Here is a 14,714-nt window from a genome sequence, read left to right on the forward strand (position 1 = left end):
TGATGATTTTTTATGGTGTGCCCCACGAAAAGTGGACACGCTTTATGCTACAACCTTTAATTGCTCCTCATATTCCATAGGACTTTTGTAGTTCAATAAAGAATGTCGACGTTTACGATTATAGAATATCTCTATATATTCAAAAATACCAGATTTTAAATCATCAATGCGCTGAAAGTTATTTGGATAAACCATTTCTACCTTCAATCTGCTAAAAAATGATTCCATAGGCGCATTATCCCAACAATTTCCACGGCGACTGATGCTTAACTGAAATCCATGCCTATGAGCAAAATCGATATATTTTTGTGATCTGTATTGAACTCCTCTATCAGAATGAAGAATTGTATTCTCTGTGTCACCTCGTCTGCTAATTGCGACTGATAAGGCCTCCATTATCAGTTCATAAGTCATGCTTGAACCCAGTGCCCAACCGACTATCTTTCTTGAGTAGAGGTCCATAACGACAGCAAGGTACATCCATCTATCCTTAACCCATATGTAAGTAATATCTGAAGTCCATTTTTCATTTATTGTGCTTGCCGAAAAGTTCCTCCATAAAATATTATCACTGACATTATTCATCGAGAGGCTTCTTTTGGGATATTTGAATCCTTTACCATTATGGGCCTTAATATCGCTGTCATGCATGATTTTAGCCACGTAATTGACACTACAGCTATATCCCAGGGCTTTAAGTTCTTCAGTAATCCTTCTGGAGCCATACCTAGCTTTAAATTCTTCATAGGTATCCAGGATTCTCTTTTTAACCACTCTCTTCTTATACTCATATGAACTCTCGGGGCTGTTAAACCATTGGTAATATCCTGATCTAGCTACGTTTAATGCCTTACACATAGTTTTAATTGAATACTGGCCTTTATGATCCAAGATGGCTGCATATTTTACTTTTGGCCGTTCGCAAAATATGCAGCCACTTTTTTTAAGAATTCAATCTCATCTTTGAGTTTTTTATTCTCTCTTTTGAGTGCTCTTAGTTCATTAGATTCATCTTTTGAATAATCGACTCCAGCTAAAGTATTAAATTGTTTTTCACTGAGTCGGGTAAATTGTCTTTTCCAATTGTAAATTTGCTGAGCACTGATCCCTAATTCATCAGCAACGATCTTGGCAGAACTGCCTTCCAATTCTGACCGTCTGATTGCTTCTCTGCGAAAATCCTCTGTGTACGCTTGAGTTTTTTTTCTACTCATTTGAAACTCCCTTATATAGTTTAATCTAACTTATAAAGGTGTCCAAATTTCGTGGGGCAGTCTGTTTATTAACGCCAAAACTCTGGCTGTCGCGTAATGACAATTGAATATGCGAGAAGAAAATCAGGACAGAAATATTGAATCTTTAAGGTGCTTCAATATTTTAAGGAAATTGAATCATCAGAACTTCTGTATTTCTATTGTTGAAAACCGGGAAAATATTTGATTTCGTCATGTTCTGGAAACACCTGTCCCATGGTGAATGGTGATAGTTTTCCAAATTAGATCAAGAGGCTCTGTAATAGTGGTGATAGAGGCCAAATCGTATTGGCATCTTCATAATTTTACCTGACGCAACTGGAGGTCTGTCTTCCGAAATGGAATGAATGCCTTGATACGGTCGATATTTATTATAATATTCCATGTAGGATTTCAGGATATTCCGCAATTGTTTTTCTGAGAAGATTGCAAACCAATCCAAGCATTCCTGACGGATGGATCTGCTGAACCTCTCAGCATATGCAATTTGCTTCTTTACGATCAATAGGCGTGTAGCCAATTTCATCAATAATCAGAACATCTGCTTTCATGATCCGGTTAATTCGAAATGTGCTGGACCTTTGGACTTCCATAGTTTTCAGGAGTTTTATCAATGTCGTTATTCTTTCAAAACAGACTTTGTAACCTGCCTGGATCGCCTTCAAACCAAATTCGATGGACATATGGGTTTTCCCCAATCCGGGAGGTCCGAAAAAGAGAAGGTTTTCATGTTTATCAATCCACCTGAAATCCATTAGGTTTTTGACTTGCAGTTCCGTAATTCCTTCCAGTCTTGAAAAATCAAATGTCTCAAGTTCCTTGAAAACAGGAAAATGAGTGCCGGCCATATTCCTCTTCAATCTACGGTCAGTCCTGTAATCAATTTCACTACTGAGTAGTTCTTCCAGAAATTTTAGATGGGATAGATTTTCCTTTTCAGAAAGGTCATCCAGGGCTGAGACCATTCCTTTTAGGTTGAGGCTATCCATTACTCTAGTACAGTATTTAAAGTGGCTCATAGAGCACCTCCTAAGAGGCTAACAAGCGATGTGTAATAGGACATCTTCCGTTTTTCCACTTTAGGATTTCGGGATTCGCTCTTAATTTTGCGTACTCCGGATAACAGTACTGGTAGAATATCCGGTTGTTGGTATTCCTCGATTCCCTTGAAGTACTGATATGCTTCTGCAAGATCATTAGCTGAATACTTACCACTATCAATACAGAACTGAATTGCTGATTTTAATAATTCAGACTCATACCCATTATCTAAGAACTTGGAAAATACGTGATGCTGATCTCGAAAATACCGTGAAAACCGACTGTAGTTTCCTTCAATGAGATCCTCCCATTGTTCGTTATCTTTGAGCTTGCTCTTCAACTCTTTTTTCAGATCAGAAGCCTTCACAGAGGTATTTCTGAAATGATTTCTCTGGATTATGTTTTCTCCCGGTATAAGGGACAATCTGTGCCGAGCTATTTCCTTTCAATCCTGTGACCCATAAATGATTGGATTTTTGTGGGATCGATAAATCCATACTTTTCTCTTGAGATATTCCTGAGGTACTGAATATGAGCTCCCACCTACGCAGATCAAGCCTTTCTCTGAAACCTTCCTATCTTCTCTTCCCAGGATCTGGTCTTTTCTGTAGATCGAAGAACGTATGGGAGACATCATTTCCTGTTCCCGCTCAAGAAGATTTCTGGGCACCATATCTGTTGCCTAACAGATCTTACCATTGGCTCTTCTCTCAAGCCAGCTATCCAGACGAGGAGAGATCTCTTCGAATGAATTGAATTGTCTGCCTGAGAAGAAACTCGTTTTCACGAACTTGACCAGATTCTCTACCTTCCCCTTTGACTCCGGATCTGCTTTTCGGCAGACATACAAAGAAAAACCCATCTCTTTTTTGAAATCCTTGAACTGTTTTGTCAGGATGATATCATCTTGATTTTCACTGACGACCAGAGCTCTGTCCTGATCGATTACTATTTCATGTGGGATACCTCCGATATATTCAAAACAATTCAAAAGGTGCTGAAATATATCGATTGTACGAAAGGGTGTATAGTGAGCCCTTTCGTCAACGCAACAACAGATAGTTTTAAGGTGTATTCCTTCCCTTTATTAAGCAGCTCTCATAACAGCTGACATAAATGTTCTATAGTAGATTTCGTCCGGTGTTTCATAATCCAGGGACTGATGAAATCTTTCCTTATTGTAAAAATTGAAGTATCTGTTAACAGATGTTCTCAGTTCAATGATGCTGTCATAACTATGGAGGTAAATTTCTTCATACTTGAGAGTCCTCCACAATCGTTCTACATAAATATTATCCAGAGCACGACCTTTACCATCCATGCTAATTTGTATTCCATGCTCTTTTAGAACACCCACAAATGCGTCGGAAGTAAACTGGCTCCCTTGATCTGTGTTAAATATTGCAGGAATCCCATACTGCATAAGAGCCTCTTCTAGTGCATCGACACAAAAACTCACATCCATTGTATTTGAAATTCTCCAGGATAAGACCTTCCGGCTATATAGGTCTAGAACAGCTACCAAATACACAAAGTTATTGTTTATTTTTAGATAAGTCACATCTGTAGCCCAAACTTGGTTTGGAAACAGTATTCTTTTTCCTCTCAGCAAATAGGGATACTTCTTATGCTCCTTTCTGGCTTTAGAAAGGTTCCTCTTTGGGTAAATAGCACTCAAACCCATCCTCTTCATAAGACGCCGTACTTGTTTTCTAGTAATCTTATAACCTTTATCATTCAATGCGACGGCGATCTTTCTATACCCATAGAATGGGGTTTTTCCTAACTTCTCTATAATTAGAATAATCATATCCAGTTCCCATGCCTCATTTGAATTTGTAGGCTTGTAATAGAAGCTTGAACGAGAGATATCAAGCAACTTGCACTGTTTCTTGATTGAAAGATTCAAATTATCCGGTTCTATCAATCCGGATCGTGCCCGTACAGTTCCTTGTTCTTTTTTTTAGAAATTGATTCTCTACCTGTAATTGAACAATATTCTTATAGAGTTCGGACTCTTTCAATTCTGATTCAGAAATATTTGTCTTCTTTTTATTTGGCCGTTCAAATATATCCTCAACACCATCCAAGAGATGCTTTTTCCATAGGCTGATCTGGTTTGCATGAATACCATAGAGCTGAGCTAACTCCTGTAAGCTCTTTTCACCACGGATAGCCTCAAGTGCTACCTTTGCCTTAAATTTCTTGTCGTAACTCTTTCGTTTCATAATAATAATTTATTCCTCCCAGATAATTGTTACAAGGAGAAACCCACCTTAAACCTGTGTCTTAATATCTGGGCTCATTATAATGGTCTATGCCACTTCGGAACTGGACACCTGCTATGAATAGATTCGCCATAGAATATGAAGGGCGATTTGACATATGAAGAATGGGCTTTACACAAAAAACTTTACAGGCTCAAAAAAACGGAGTATCAGTTAAGCCACATTTCCCGTTTCATAATACTTACTTTCTTTCTCATCAGGAGTCAACCAATTATTTTCTGTGTGCTTCCTGATCCTGTTGTAGTAAATTTCAATATACCAATAAAGATCCTTATTCAATTCTTCCATCGTTCGGTATTTCCGGTGATAAATCAATCGTGTTTTCAGTGTATGAAAGAATGATTCTGCAACGGCATTGTCCCAACAATTTCCTTTTCGGCTCATACTTTGGACAGCATCCACTGACTCTAAAAGGGATCTGAATTGTTCTGATGCATACTGGATACCTCGATCGCTATGAACAAGCATTCCCTTTGGATTATTATTCCGATATAGATATTTTTTAAAGGCATTACAGGTAGAGTCCGCAGAGAGACTTTTGTTAAGATCCCAGCCAACAACTTTACGAGAATAAAGGTCTATAAATACAGATAAATACATCCACTTGGATGCAACCTTGATATATGTGATATCCCCAACTACGGCAACATTGGGCATTTCTGGATTAAAATGACGATTCAAAATGTTGTCAGGAATCCATTCTTTATGATCTGAATCTGTTGTAACGACAAACTGCTTCTGTATCTTGCATCTAAGCCCCATTTCCTTCATAAGAGCTGCTACACGGCTTCTATAGACAGTTTTATACTGAGGATCATCATGCAAATCCTCTGTGATCAAAGGACTTCCTGCCATTTGTTTGTGCTTAATATAAAAAAGCTCACTGATCTTGGTCATCAGTTTTTCTTTGGCTATCCTTCTGGAAGATTTTGATTGTCCTTGCCAGTCATAAAATCCGCTCTCAGAGACATTAAGATTATGGCACATTCTCACCACCGGAAATTCAGAGCGACACTCTTGTATAAAGAAGTATTTCATTTCGGTGTTTTGCTGAAAATGGCCAATGCTTTTTTTAATATATCGCGGTCCATCTCTGCATCATAAAGCTGCTTTTCAAGATCTCGAATCTTTCTTTGATCAGGAGTCAAAGCCTCGATTCCATTACCAGGAAATGCCAAGTTACCATTTGTTGAAAGTTGACGCTTCCAGTTCCCAATCAAACCATTTGCAATTCCCAAGGATTGCTCTACGCTGTGAGCTGTCCGACCTGGTTCTTCTGAAAGTGCTATCGCGTTTCTTTTGAATTCTGCATCATAGCGACGTCTTTTTTTCTCATTCATAGTTATTACCTCATTTTATTAAAAATCGGTCTTAACTACTACTCCGGGAAATCAAGGCAGGATCACATTCCGTACCACGAATGCAATAGAATCGTTAAACAGTGTAATCCGAAAAGCCATAAAGAATCGTAAAATCTTTTCCAATAATAAATCTACATTTAGGATCGTAAACTTGGGCTATACAGCAGGCCTCCAAAAAAAGGACAATGTCATTTCGAAATTGGAAACCTGCTATGAATCGATTCCAGCTGGAATATGGAGATCGATTTTCTAATGAATAGGTTAGGCATTTACACAGGACACTTTACTGTATTCATCTATTTAGTTTTTCTCCTACAGCACCTCCAGGATGTATGAGTGCAAACTGTTTTTCCTGATAGTCTATTTCCTCTATAAGCGCAGCTTGCAGGGAATCAAATATCACTGATAATACCACAAAACTGGTTGTACCCTGGCTGTTATATTTATCTGTTTCTCGTTGGACATGCATCTTGATTACAATATCTGAACCTAAAGACAAAGGGGATTCCATATTCTCTGTAATACTGATGACAGTCACTTCTTTATTTTTGCAAATTTGCATAATTGGAAGTAATTCTGAAGTTTTACCACCTCGCGAAGCTAATATTATAACATCCCCTTTTTTTAAAAATCCACTGGCTCCATGTACTGCCTCGGATGGAGAAATAAATCTTGCAGGTAGCTCAATACAGCACATCAAATGGGCAAAATGTTGACAGGCTATACCCGAATGGCCACATCCGCTGGCAGCAATTCTTTCAGCTTTACTAAGAACATCCACTGCTTTCTCAAAAGCAGTTTTATTGATGGCCTTAAAGGTTTGTTTAATAGCATTAGACTCAATTGTAAATGATTCTTTGGCATATCCCCATGAACTAAGTTTCATTATTTACCCTTTCCTGATAATCCTTAATTATTTATCAGATTCCTCTATTTCATACTCTTCACATTTTATTACTAAATATTGCAGTTATCATATCATCATTTCTGGTTTAAAGATGAAGGCTCACATTTCTGGGATGTATTTGTCCCAAGGGAATGATAAAATATAGTAAAGACCGATCAATAAACTTTTATTTTAGGTACTATTAATTGGGAGCTCTCTATTTCTTCTACTACCTTAACCTGTCTGCAATGATGTACAAGCCAGGTAAGGAAGTGTAATAATGGTTTCTCTCTATTCTCCCATAACCTGAACCTGACAAGTTCTCTTTCTAGCCCGAACTTGGTCCCAGTCTATAAAATAGATGTATCCAAAATCACCAAGTTGTAATTCTCCATCTACAATCAAAATAGTTTCTGATCGTCCAAAAAAAACAGAACGGAGATGTGCCTCTGTATTCAGACTTGTCCACTCTCCTTCTTCAGAACCAAGGCTCATGGCAAAATCTATATGTTCCTTCCCTGGGTGCATGTACTGCCCTTCGACCCGACAAGTGGGTATCAGTTTCTCCATAACATTACAAAGATCCTGTTGCAAAAACTCTAGTCCGAAATATGTCTTGTCATGGGAACATTCCTGGGTCATTACAGAACATGTTGTGTGGTGAGAATAGACAACACAAGTTCCATTTTTAATACCTGAATTTTCTACCATCCCTTTTACCTTCTTAGTTACATCATGGAACGTAGGATGCAGACCATCTGATTGCATTTCAAATCTTTCATTTAATACTTTCATATTATTTCTCCTTAATATTTAAAAAACAGAATTTTATTTTGATGCTCCTTATCATTGAAGTTAAGGTTATTCACCAATAATCTGTACATATACCTTTCGTTCACGAGCACGAGTATGATCAAAATCAACAAAATAAATATGCCCGAATTCTCCCAATTCCAGATTCCCTTCTATAATCGGGATGGTCTCGCTTCGCCCGACAATAGATGATCTGAGATGGGCATCAGTGTTGAGTGTTCCTGGTTTATCTTCACCATGTTCGGCTGCAAAGACTGTAAGCTCCGGCCCGGGATGCATGTACTGTCCTTCTTTGCGGCATGTCGGGATTATTTTCTCAAATACATCTGTGAGATCCTGTTGAAGAAATGTCATACCTGTATAAGCTTTGTCAAAAGAGTCTTCATCGATCATTACAGAACATGTGGTATGACGTGAATAGATCAGACACATACCATTTTTCACTTGTGAAACTTCTACAATTTCCTTTACTTTCTCGGTAAGGGTATGAAAAGTTGGTCTCATTCCTGTAGATTTTACTTTAATTGTTTCATTTGTTATTTTCATTTCTTATGTCCTTTCGATTTCTCAAGTTCATCTTTTGCTTTTCTGACGTTGTATACCATCTCATCCAGTAGTTTGTAAGGATCTGGAGAGTTCAATATTCCCGATGCGGAACCTGCAGCGTCATTTCCAGCCATAATGAAATCATATATCTGACGACCAGTTGTTATTCCTGCTGCCTGTTCTACTAAAATATTTGGAAAAATTTCTTTGACAACCTTGAGGGTCTCTACCACATAATCCATATTACTTGCCTGATCTGTTCCAATGAGCTCACTTGGTTCGGGGTTAATAATATCAGGCTGAAACTGGGCAATTGCTTTTGTCTCTGAAATGGAATCAGCGCAAGCAAAAGTAATCAAGCCAAGCTCGTTGGCTCGGTCTATGGTTCTTTTTATTTGAGGCAGGGTCATGGGTCTTTCACAGTGGTTAAGCATGACACCTTTTGCCCCTGCACTTTTAATAGCTTCGGGTAATACATCTGCGATTCCCCGGCCCGGTTTTAAGGTATCCATATAGGGGGCAAATACAAAAATACGATCTGTATTTTCTGCAATCCTTCTGATTTCTGTATAGGGAGCAATAAAAATTGCATCAACGTCATACTTCTTGGCCGCAGCATCAACTGCCAGGGCATAGTTATAGACATCATCTCCAAAAATATAGTTTTTTACACTAGTTTCAAAAAATGGGGGTTTAGGTAATATTTTCTGTATTTCTCTTTTATTCATATCAATCTCCTATTGATTCAGCTGTCTATTTCAAAATGTTTTATATAGTCTTTATATATTTTCTGATAAAGTTTACTGCGAACCGGGTCTGGTTCAATTATCAATTCCTGAGATTTGGTCTGCTCATAAGCATCATGTTCGTCAGAGTATAGGCCAACACCAATTCCTGCGAGCATAACAGCTCCCATGGCTCCTGCATGCTGTCCTGTTTCTGGGATGACAATTGGCTGGCCAGAAACATCGGCTAGTATGGAAGGCCAGATAGAACTTTTTGTAGGACCACCTGTTAGCACAATTCTATCAATCGGCTTACCTGTCAGACTGGTAAGTTTTTCTATTCGGTTCCGGATAAGAAATACTATTCCTTCCATAAGTGCCCTTGCGATGTTTTTAGGTTGGATATCTTTTAATTGATCCTTCATTTGGATATAGGGTTGTTTGAATAGTTCAATGTACAATCCATCAGCCCCTGGTTCCGCTTCCGATGCCAAACGGTCATATCTGGCAAATAGCGATTCATCCTCATTGGATCCAATACAGTTTACAAGATACTCTTCCATCTTTTCAGCAATTCCCGTCAGAGCAACCATCGATCCCCAGCAGCCGGCAGGGGATAGAAAGGGGTCTACCAACATTTTCCATTTCAATGCGGTTTCTCTATTCCTGACAGGTGAAAATGCCACCCATGAGGTTCCTGCCGAGATTAATACATTCCCTTCTTCAAAAACACCAGTACTTCTGGCTGCAGAGGGATGGTCAAAGGAACCAGTTACAATTTGAGTTTTAGTTTGAAGTCCTGTCATCTCAGTTATTTCTGGCATTATAGTCCCGCAAGCAGTTCCTGATGGAAGCATTTCTGCCAAATCATTGTCAGTAATATTTAGTAAATCAAGAAGAGATGTGTTCCAAAGACTCTTAACCTGGTCAAATAGAAAAAAGGTCGTTGCCTTAGAATAATCAACTGCCAGCCGTCCGCAGAGGCGGTAGTAGATATAGTCGTTGAGCATCGAAAAATGCCTTGTTTTCTTCCATAATTCCGGTTTGTAATGCTTGTACCATGAAAGGTGGGCTAATGGAAAAGTTCCTTTGAAAGGCCATCCCGTGGAGTAATACAATTTTTCCAGGTCAAGTTCAGACCAGAGTTCCATTTTTGTTCCAGCTGTTCTCCTATCCATCCAGCTGATAGCATTGTCCAGGGGTAAGTAATTCTCATCAAGGATTATTGTGTTCCCGCTGGCACCACTGAAACTTAGGGCTTTAATATTTTCAGCTTGATTTGTATTTTTAACAAATTCTCTAATTATCGAACATATGTCTTGGAAATAGCCCTCAGGGTCTATTTCAACCCTGGATTCGGCTGGGTGGTGTAAATTAACTGGACGACTGGTCTGTTCGATAATTTTACCATTAGTATTTGAAAGCAGTGCCTTTATGGTACTCGTGCCAAGATCAAATCCAATAAGAAGATCACCTTTGTCTCTTTTGATCATTATTAGGAAGCTCCTGTGTTTTCTATTGAAAAATTATCAATTCTGAGTTCGTCGATGCCTAGTATTATTCTTTTAAATTACCAGACTATGAATGCTCTTCAACTGACTCATATATTAATTAGGATGTTCTGATTTAATCTATTATTTTACCATTTTAAGATTGAGTCAAGCATATTATGGGTGATTCATTCATAATTAAGGCTATTTTGCTAATTAAATTTTATTTTATGGTTGAATCAACTAATATTGGGTCTCAAAATTAGTTTGTATATGAAATATTGGTGTATAGTAATGGGTAAATTCAAGTTATTCTTATAGGGATGTATTTAAGAAATTGTCTAAATGAAACACCTTCAGACTCAATGTCGTCAAAACCCATCATTCAGAGTTAGATTAAAAACCTTTAGCAATATACGTGATAGTATTTAAAATATATCTCTCGTTTACAATTACTAGGATCATATTAATGTGGCAGAAAGCTATATGAGTAGTAAGCTATCTTTTCTATTGACAGTAATGGTAAGAGAATCATACTCTTAGTCCAGATATTTGTGGCAATCAGTACAGCTATCTGATTATCATTCACCCAAAAACTGTACTTAAGGCGGTTATGAAAAAGGTATTCAGAGTAAAAGTTCTGTTGCAATTTTTTTGCATTAACCACTGAAGCTCTGATGTTAGTTTTTTATCAAATTTATTTTTCTGATAAAATGAGCTATTCAGTCATTAACTGTCAAAAATGACTAATTTATAGGATGTTTAATTATGTCAAAAATCGAGAAAAGACAAAAGAAACTTTTAGATTTACTACAGATATATAAACGGATAGATATTTCACAAGTCTCAAAATGGTTAGATATTTCTGAAACAACTGCGCGAAGAATGTGTTCGAAGCTAGAAGAAGACCAGAAGGTTATTCGTGTACATGGAGGAGTTCAACTAACTGAACAGTTTCTGAATGAGTTTTCTTATCAAAGTAAAGAGCTGAAACAACTGCACGAAAAAGTCTCAATAGGAAATTATAGCGCGTCACTTATCACTTCAGGTGACCGAATCTACTTAGATTCAGGTACTACAATCCACCAGTTTGCTATGGCTTTGATCAACCGGATAAAGAAGCAGGAATTTCAAGATCTTGTTGTTATTACGAACTCTCTAGCTAATTTTGATCCTTTGGCAGAGTATTGTAAGGTTATATTAGTTGGTGGTGAAGTACGTCTTCCGAGATTGGATGTTTGCGGATCAATCTCAGAAGAAATCATTAGCAAGTTTCATATCACTAAAGCCTTTTTGGGGGTGGATGGAGTACATATTCAGAAAGGATTCATGACTACTGATGAGCGGACTTCTACCTTGAATAAGCTTATCTTAGCTGATGTTGATGAGGCTTATATCCTTTGTGACTCCACTAAATTCGGAAAAACATCTTTTATGGCATATGCCCAGCCTGACGAAGTAAAGAATGTTGTTACCGACTGGAACTTAGCAGATAAAACTGCAGAGATTTTCACTCAGGCAGGTTTTCCTTTGGTGATTACCGATGAAACTATCGTTTAGAACTACTAGGTTTTCTGATTAGGGAACTATTGCAAAAATTTTAACTACTCAATCAAAAAACACTCCTTATTAGTCTAAAGTATATTTACTTTTAGAATTAATAATTGTGAACCTCTCCAACGTTTGACCATTTTGAGGTCATGGGAATCAATTTCTCATTATTTCTTATTTCCATTGCTATAAAATGAATAAATCAGAGATTTTTGAATAATTAGTTGTATTTGTAAAATAATATTATCTATGCATTAAGTATTCCTAAATTTAAGGAATTACATTTTTTATCAAAACCCTAAAAATGGCCGTTTCGTTCATATTTTGACTAATTCAAGAATAATAAAAATTGACAACCGACTGATATGGTGATAATTTGAAGTTAAGCCATGTCTAATGGTCTATCACAAGGAGGAACTGGTGAAAAAGATTATTGTCTTTATACTGCTTATAAGCGGTATTGGTTTTCTATGGGCTAATGGAGAAAATGAAACTGCTAACGGACCTGTTACATTGAGGATAATGTCTCCAGCAAGTGATTTCACCGATGAGTGGATTGAGTCTTGGAATTCTGAAAATCCCAATATTCAGGTAGTTAGAGAAGACCTGGATCAGACTAAGTGGATTGCTGATTATATTGGTGGTTCATCTGCTGATATTATAAATTTAGGAAGTGGTGCTGAAGTTCCATATTTCGTGAAGAGAGGGATGCTCTATGACCTAACAGACTATATTAATTCCAGCGAATTACTGAAAGATGATATTGATCTTGAAGGCTCAGGGGCTTACCTCTTTGAAGATTCATGGTATGGCTTACCAAAAGATTATAACAATGTTACTGCTATTACTTATAATAAAGAATTATTTGATAAAGCAGGCCTTCCGTACCCCAGTGCAACTGAACCGATGACATATAATGAATTCGAAACGTTGGCGAAGGAACTTTCTGCGATAGATGCGAGTGTGTTTGGTACTGAAGTTCACGGGAATTGGTTTTTGTATATGGCGGGTGATATGGCATATATGATTAATAAAAAATTACACACTGATGGACAATCCAAAATGAATAATGATCCAGAAGTGAGAGATATCTGGAAAACTTTCCTGAGATGGAGAAAAGAAGGAATTAGCAGTAATCTGAAGAACCCTATTAGTGGTTGGGCAGGGTCTGCGTTTCAGGCAGGGAATATTGCCATGGTCCAATTAGGCTATTGGTATGGTGCATCCTGTAGTGCTGTTGACGGATATGATGAAAAGTTTGGTTGGGCACCTGCTCCTGTTATGGAAAAGGGCGGAAAGCGAGTAACAAATAGTTTAGGTGCTACTGGATTTATTGTAAGTTCACAGACCAAGTATCCGGATCAAGCATTTAAAGTATTTGAATGGTACATGGCTGGTGAGCCTGGAAAAGAACGAGCTGAAACAGGATGGGGAATCCCTCCTCTAAAGTCTCTGCAAACATTACTTCCATATGATAATGATTTCAACAAAGTACGTAAAGATATTGCAATGGAAGAGGTTAAATATATGATGCCTCCACAAACTTCTTGGTATGCAAGAAATAATGTCTATGCGGGCAACTGGAAAGCAGCAGAAAATGCCTATTTAAGAAATGAAGTGACTGAGGATGGTGCTATTGATATGTTCTTTAAATCAATGAATGAAGCTTTTGCTTTTGGAAAAGAAGAAGTTGGTGAATAACCCTTCTTAAGAGTTCTGAAATACAGGATTACTATTTTTATAGTAACCCTGTGTTGTCTATCTAACAACCTTGATAAAACACGTAATATATTGTTTTTACTCAACTTTTAGGAGCCTGTGAAATGGTAAAAGAAAAGAATAGAAAGAATCTGATTGAGAAGGAAAAGAGGTTATCCTTCTACTGTTTCATGTCTCTATGGATTCTTGGTTTTGCAATCTTTCAATTGATTCCAATATTCTGGGGTTTTAGAGTCAGTCTCACAAATCAGATGGCATTTTCTGTTCAAACAAAATTCGTAGGTTTTGCAAACTATATAACAGTTTTTCAGGATCCAACTATATTTGTTTCTATCACATATACATTGCTGTTTGCGCTCTTAACTACAATCTTGCAGGTGCTAATAGGTTTTATACTGGCAATGCTTGTTGAGAAGTATTTCATAATGCAAAGTTTTTTTAGGGTCATGTTTTATCTTCCCTATGTTATTCCTATCGTCGCTACAGGTTGGATATTTCGAGTTTTTCTGGATAAGAATGTGGGAACATTAAATATATTCCTCACACAGATACACCTGATTTCTGAGAATGTGAGCTGGCTTGGTGAGTATGGTTTATTATCGATTCTCATGGCGAATTTCTGGAGAGTAGGCTGGAGTATGCTTATCTTCATTGGAGGACTTTCAACTATTCCAAGGGATCTTTATGATGCCGCATCTGTCGATGGTGCGGGCTATGTAAAAAAAATGATGATCATTACTATACCCTTTGTCAGTCCTTTTATCGCCTTTCAGATGGTTGTTAGTTTTATTTATGGAATGCAAGTTTTTATTCTGCCTTATATCCTCAATCCTGCAGCTATACGTGGTGCTCAAGTTACTGCTGAGGCTCCCCCAAAAGAGACGTTCTTCATACTTGCGAAAGGGTATGACCTCATTTTTAATAAAGGTCGTTTAGCTTATGGGTTTGCAGTATTATGGGTAACATTCATTATTGTGCTTATGTTCAGCCTGATCTATACACGCATGGTCAAAAAAATGACCTATTCAGAGGTGGAGTAAT

General features: G+C 37.6%; 16 protein-coding genes and 2 pseudogenes. 4 read left to right on the forward strand and 14 right to left on the reverse strand.

Annotated features, from left to right (window positions below; genetic code table 11):
- Positions 1-42 precede the first annotated feature (42 nt).
- The 9 genes and pseudogenes from EXM22_RS14625 to EXM22_RS14660 all read right to left on the reverse strand — a co-directional run bounded on the left by EXM22_RS14625 (position 43) and on the right by EXM22_RS14660 (position 5,922).
- On the reverse strand, positions 43-891 hold the full coding sequence (locus EXM22_RS14625) for an IS3 family transposase (protein ID WP_246157026.1): 849 nt from the start codon (positions 889-891) through the stop codon (positions 43-45).
- A 14-nt stretch (positions 892-905) separates the two neighbouring features.
- Positions 906-1,214: a transposase gene (locus EXM22_RS14630; protein ID WP_210411499.1), complete on the reverse strand. Its 309-nt coding sequence runs from the start codon at positions 1,212-1,214 to the stop codon at positions 906-908.
- 286 nt (positions 1,215-1,500) lie between these two features.
- Positions 1,501-1,779 carry an integrase core domain-containing protein gene (locus EXM22_RS18605; RefSeq protein WP_149487232.1) on the reverse strand — a complete coding sequence of 93 codons (279 nt, stop codon included), beginning with the start codon at positions 1,777-1,779 and terminating at the stop codon, positions 1,501-1,503.
- Positions 1,727-2,272, reverse strand: a complete 546-nt coding sequence (locus tag EXM22_RS14640; RefSeq protein ID WP_149487233.1) for an ATP-binding protein — start codon at positions 2,270-2,272, stop codon at positions 1,727-1,729. Before EXM22_RS14640 ends, EXM22_RS18605 begins: the two co-directional genes overlap by 53 nt.
- Positions 2,269-2,661, reverse strand: a complete 393-nt coding sequence (locus EXM22_RS14645) for a hypothetical protein (protein ID WP_149487234.1) — start codon at positions 2,659-2,661, stop codon at positions 2,269-2,271. Before EXM22_RS14645 ends, EXM22_RS14640 begins: the two co-directional genes overlap by 4 nt.
- A gap of 315 nt (positions 2,662-2,976) precedes the next feature.
- Positions 2,977-3,285: a transposase gene (locus EXM22_RS14650; RefSeq protein ID WP_168203535.1), complete on the reverse strand. Its 309-nt coding sequence runs from the start codon at positions 3,283-3,285 to the stop codon at positions 2,977-2,979.
- 96 nt (positions 3,286-3,381) lie between these two features.
- Complete coding sequence (locus tag EXM22_RS14655; RefSeq protein ID WP_425465763.1) at positions 3,382-4,221, reverse strand: IS3 family transposase; 840 nt, start codon at positions 4,219-4,221, stop codon at positions 3,382-3,384.
- A complete protein-coding gene (locus tag EXM22_RS18610) occupies positions 4,205-4,522 on the reverse strand; it encodes a transposase (RefSeq protein WP_425465764.1) in 318 nt (105 codons plus the stop codon). The genes EXM22_RS14655 and EXM22_RS18610 overlap by 17 nt, the downstream gene beginning before the upstream one ends.
- A 213-nt stretch (positions 4,523-4,735) precedes the next feature.
- Positions 4,736-5,922 (reverse strand): annotated as a pseudogene (locus EXM22_RS14660) (IS3 family transposase).
- 73 nt (positions 5,923-5,995) lie between these two features.
- Between EXM22_RS14660 and EXM22_RS18615 the strand changes: the two are divergent.
- Positions 5,996-6,203 (forward strand): annotated as a pseudogene (locus EXM22_RS18615) (transposase); the annotation flags it as partial.
- Positions 6,204-6,235: 32 nt separating this feature from the next.
- Here the strand turns inward: EXM22_RS18615 and EXM22_RS14670 are convergent.
- From EXM22_RS14670 to EXM22_RS14690, 5 genes are all read right to left on the reverse strand, one after another.
- Positions 6,236-6,829, reverse strand: coding sequence for an SIS domain-containing protein (locus tag EXM22_RS14670; protein ID WP_149487236.1), 594 nt, complete (start codon positions 6,827-6,829; stop codon positions 6,236-6,238).
- Positions 6,830-7,120: 291 nt separating this feature from the next.
- Positions 7,121-7,624: a YjbQ family protein gene (locus tag EXM22_RS14675; protein WP_149487237.1), complete on the reverse strand. Its 504-nt coding sequence runs from the start codon at positions 7,622-7,624 to the stop codon at positions 7,121-7,123.
- Between the two features lie 66 nt (positions 7,625-7,690).
- On the reverse strand, positions 7,691-8,188 hold the full coding sequence (locus EXM22_RS14680; protein WP_149487238.1) for a secondary thiamine-phosphate synthase enzyme YjbQ: 498 nt from the start codon (positions 8,186-8,188) through the stop codon (positions 7,691-7,693).
- The gene (locus tag EXM22_RS14685; protein ID WP_149487239.1) at positions 8,185-8,916 is read right to left on the reverse strand and encodes a triose-phosphate isomerase; all 732 of its coding nucleotides are present in this window, start codon (positions 8,914-8,916) and stop codon (positions 8,185-8,187) included. Before EXM22_RS14685 ends, EXM22_RS14680 begins: the two co-directional genes overlap by 4 nt.
- A 17-nt stretch (positions 8,917-8,933) precedes the next feature.
- Entirely contained in the window at positions 8,934-10,406 is a 1,473-nt protein-coding gene (locus EXM22_RS14690) for a xylulokinase (RefSeq protein ID WP_149487240.1), read from the reverse strand.
- Positions 10,407-11,171: 765 nt separating this feature from the next.
- On the opposite strand from EXM22_RS14690, the gene EXM22_RS14695 reads away from it, so the two are divergent.
- From EXM22_RS14695 to EXM22_RS14705, 3 genes are all read left to right on the forward strand, one after another.
- On the forward strand, positions 11,172-11,963 hold the full coding sequence (locus tag EXM22_RS14695) for a DeoR/GlpR family DNA-binding transcription regulator (protein WP_149487241.1): 792 nt from the start codon (positions 11,172-11,174) through the stop codon (positions 11,961-11,963).
- A gap of 411 nt (positions 11,964-12,374) precedes the next feature.
- Positions 12,375-13,655 (forward strand): ABC transporter substrate-binding protein, encoded by a 1,281-nt coding sequence (locus tag EXM22_RS14700; RefSeq protein ID WP_168203536.1) that lies wholly within the window; start codon positions 12,375-12,377, stop codon positions 13,653-13,655.
- A gap of 122 nt (positions 13,656-13,777) precedes the next feature.
- Positions 13,778-14,713, forward strand: a complete 936-nt coding sequence (locus EXM22_RS14705; RefSeq protein WP_149487243.1) for a carbohydrate ABC transporter permease — start codon at positions 13,778-13,780, stop codon at positions 14,711-14,713.
- The last annotated feature ends 1 nt before the right edge of the window (position 14,714 follow it).

The sequence above is a fragment of the Oceanispirochaeta crateris genome, assembly GCF_008329965.1.
In the GTDB taxonomy this organism is placed as follows: domain Bacteria; phylum Spirochaetota; class Spirochaetia; order DSM-2461; family DSM-2461; genus Oceanispirochaeta; species Oceanispirochaeta crateris.

Excerpts from the sequence above, each read along its gene's own strand:
- EXM22_RS14680 (WP_149487238.1), bottom strand. The coding sequence starts at position 8,188 with ATGAAAATAACAAATGAAACAATTAAAGTAAAATCTACAGGAATGAGA.
- EXM22_RS18605 (WP_149487232.1), bottom strand. The coding sequence starts at position 1,779 with ATGAAATTGGCTACACGCCTATTGATCGTAAAGAAGCAAATTGCATAT.
- EXM22_RS14640 (WP_149487233.1), bottom strand. The coding sequence starts at position 2,272 with ATGAGCCACTTTAAATACTGTACTAGAGTAATGGATAGCCTCAACCTA.
- EXM22_RS14675 (WP_149487237.1), bottom strand. The coding sequence starts at position 7,624 with ATGAAAGTATTAAATGAAAGATTTGAAATGCAATCAGATGGTCTGCAT.
- EXM22_RS14695 (WP_149487241.1), top strand. The coding sequence starts at position 11,172 with ATGTCAAAAATCGAGAAAAGACAAAAGAAACTTTTAGATTTACTACAG.
- EXM22_RS14690 (WP_149487240.1), bottom strand. The coding sequence starts at position 10,406 with ATGATCAAAAGAGACAAAGGTGATCTTCTTATTGGATTTGATCTTGGC.
- EXM22_RS18610 (WP_425465764.1), bottom strand. The coding sequence starts at position 4,522 with ATGAAACGAAAGAGTTACGACAAGAAATTTAAGGCAAAGGTAGCACTT.
- EXM22_RS14630 (WP_210411499.1), bottom strand. The coding sequence starts at position 1,214 with ATGAGTAGAAAAAAAACTCAAGCGTACACAGAGGATTTTCGCAGAGAA.
- EXM22_RS14685 (WP_149487239.1), bottom strand. The coding sequence starts at position 8,916 with ATGAATAAAAGAGAAATACAGAAAATATTACCTAAACCCCCATTTTTT.
- EXM22_RS14670 (WP_149487236.1), bottom strand. The coding sequence starts at position 6,829 with ATGAAACTTAGTTCATGGGGATATGCCAAAGAATCATTTACAATTGAG.
- EXM22_RS14705 (WP_149487243.1), top strand. The coding sequence starts at position 13,778 with ATGGTAAAAGAAAAGAATAGAAAGAATCTGATTGAGAAGGAAAAGAGG.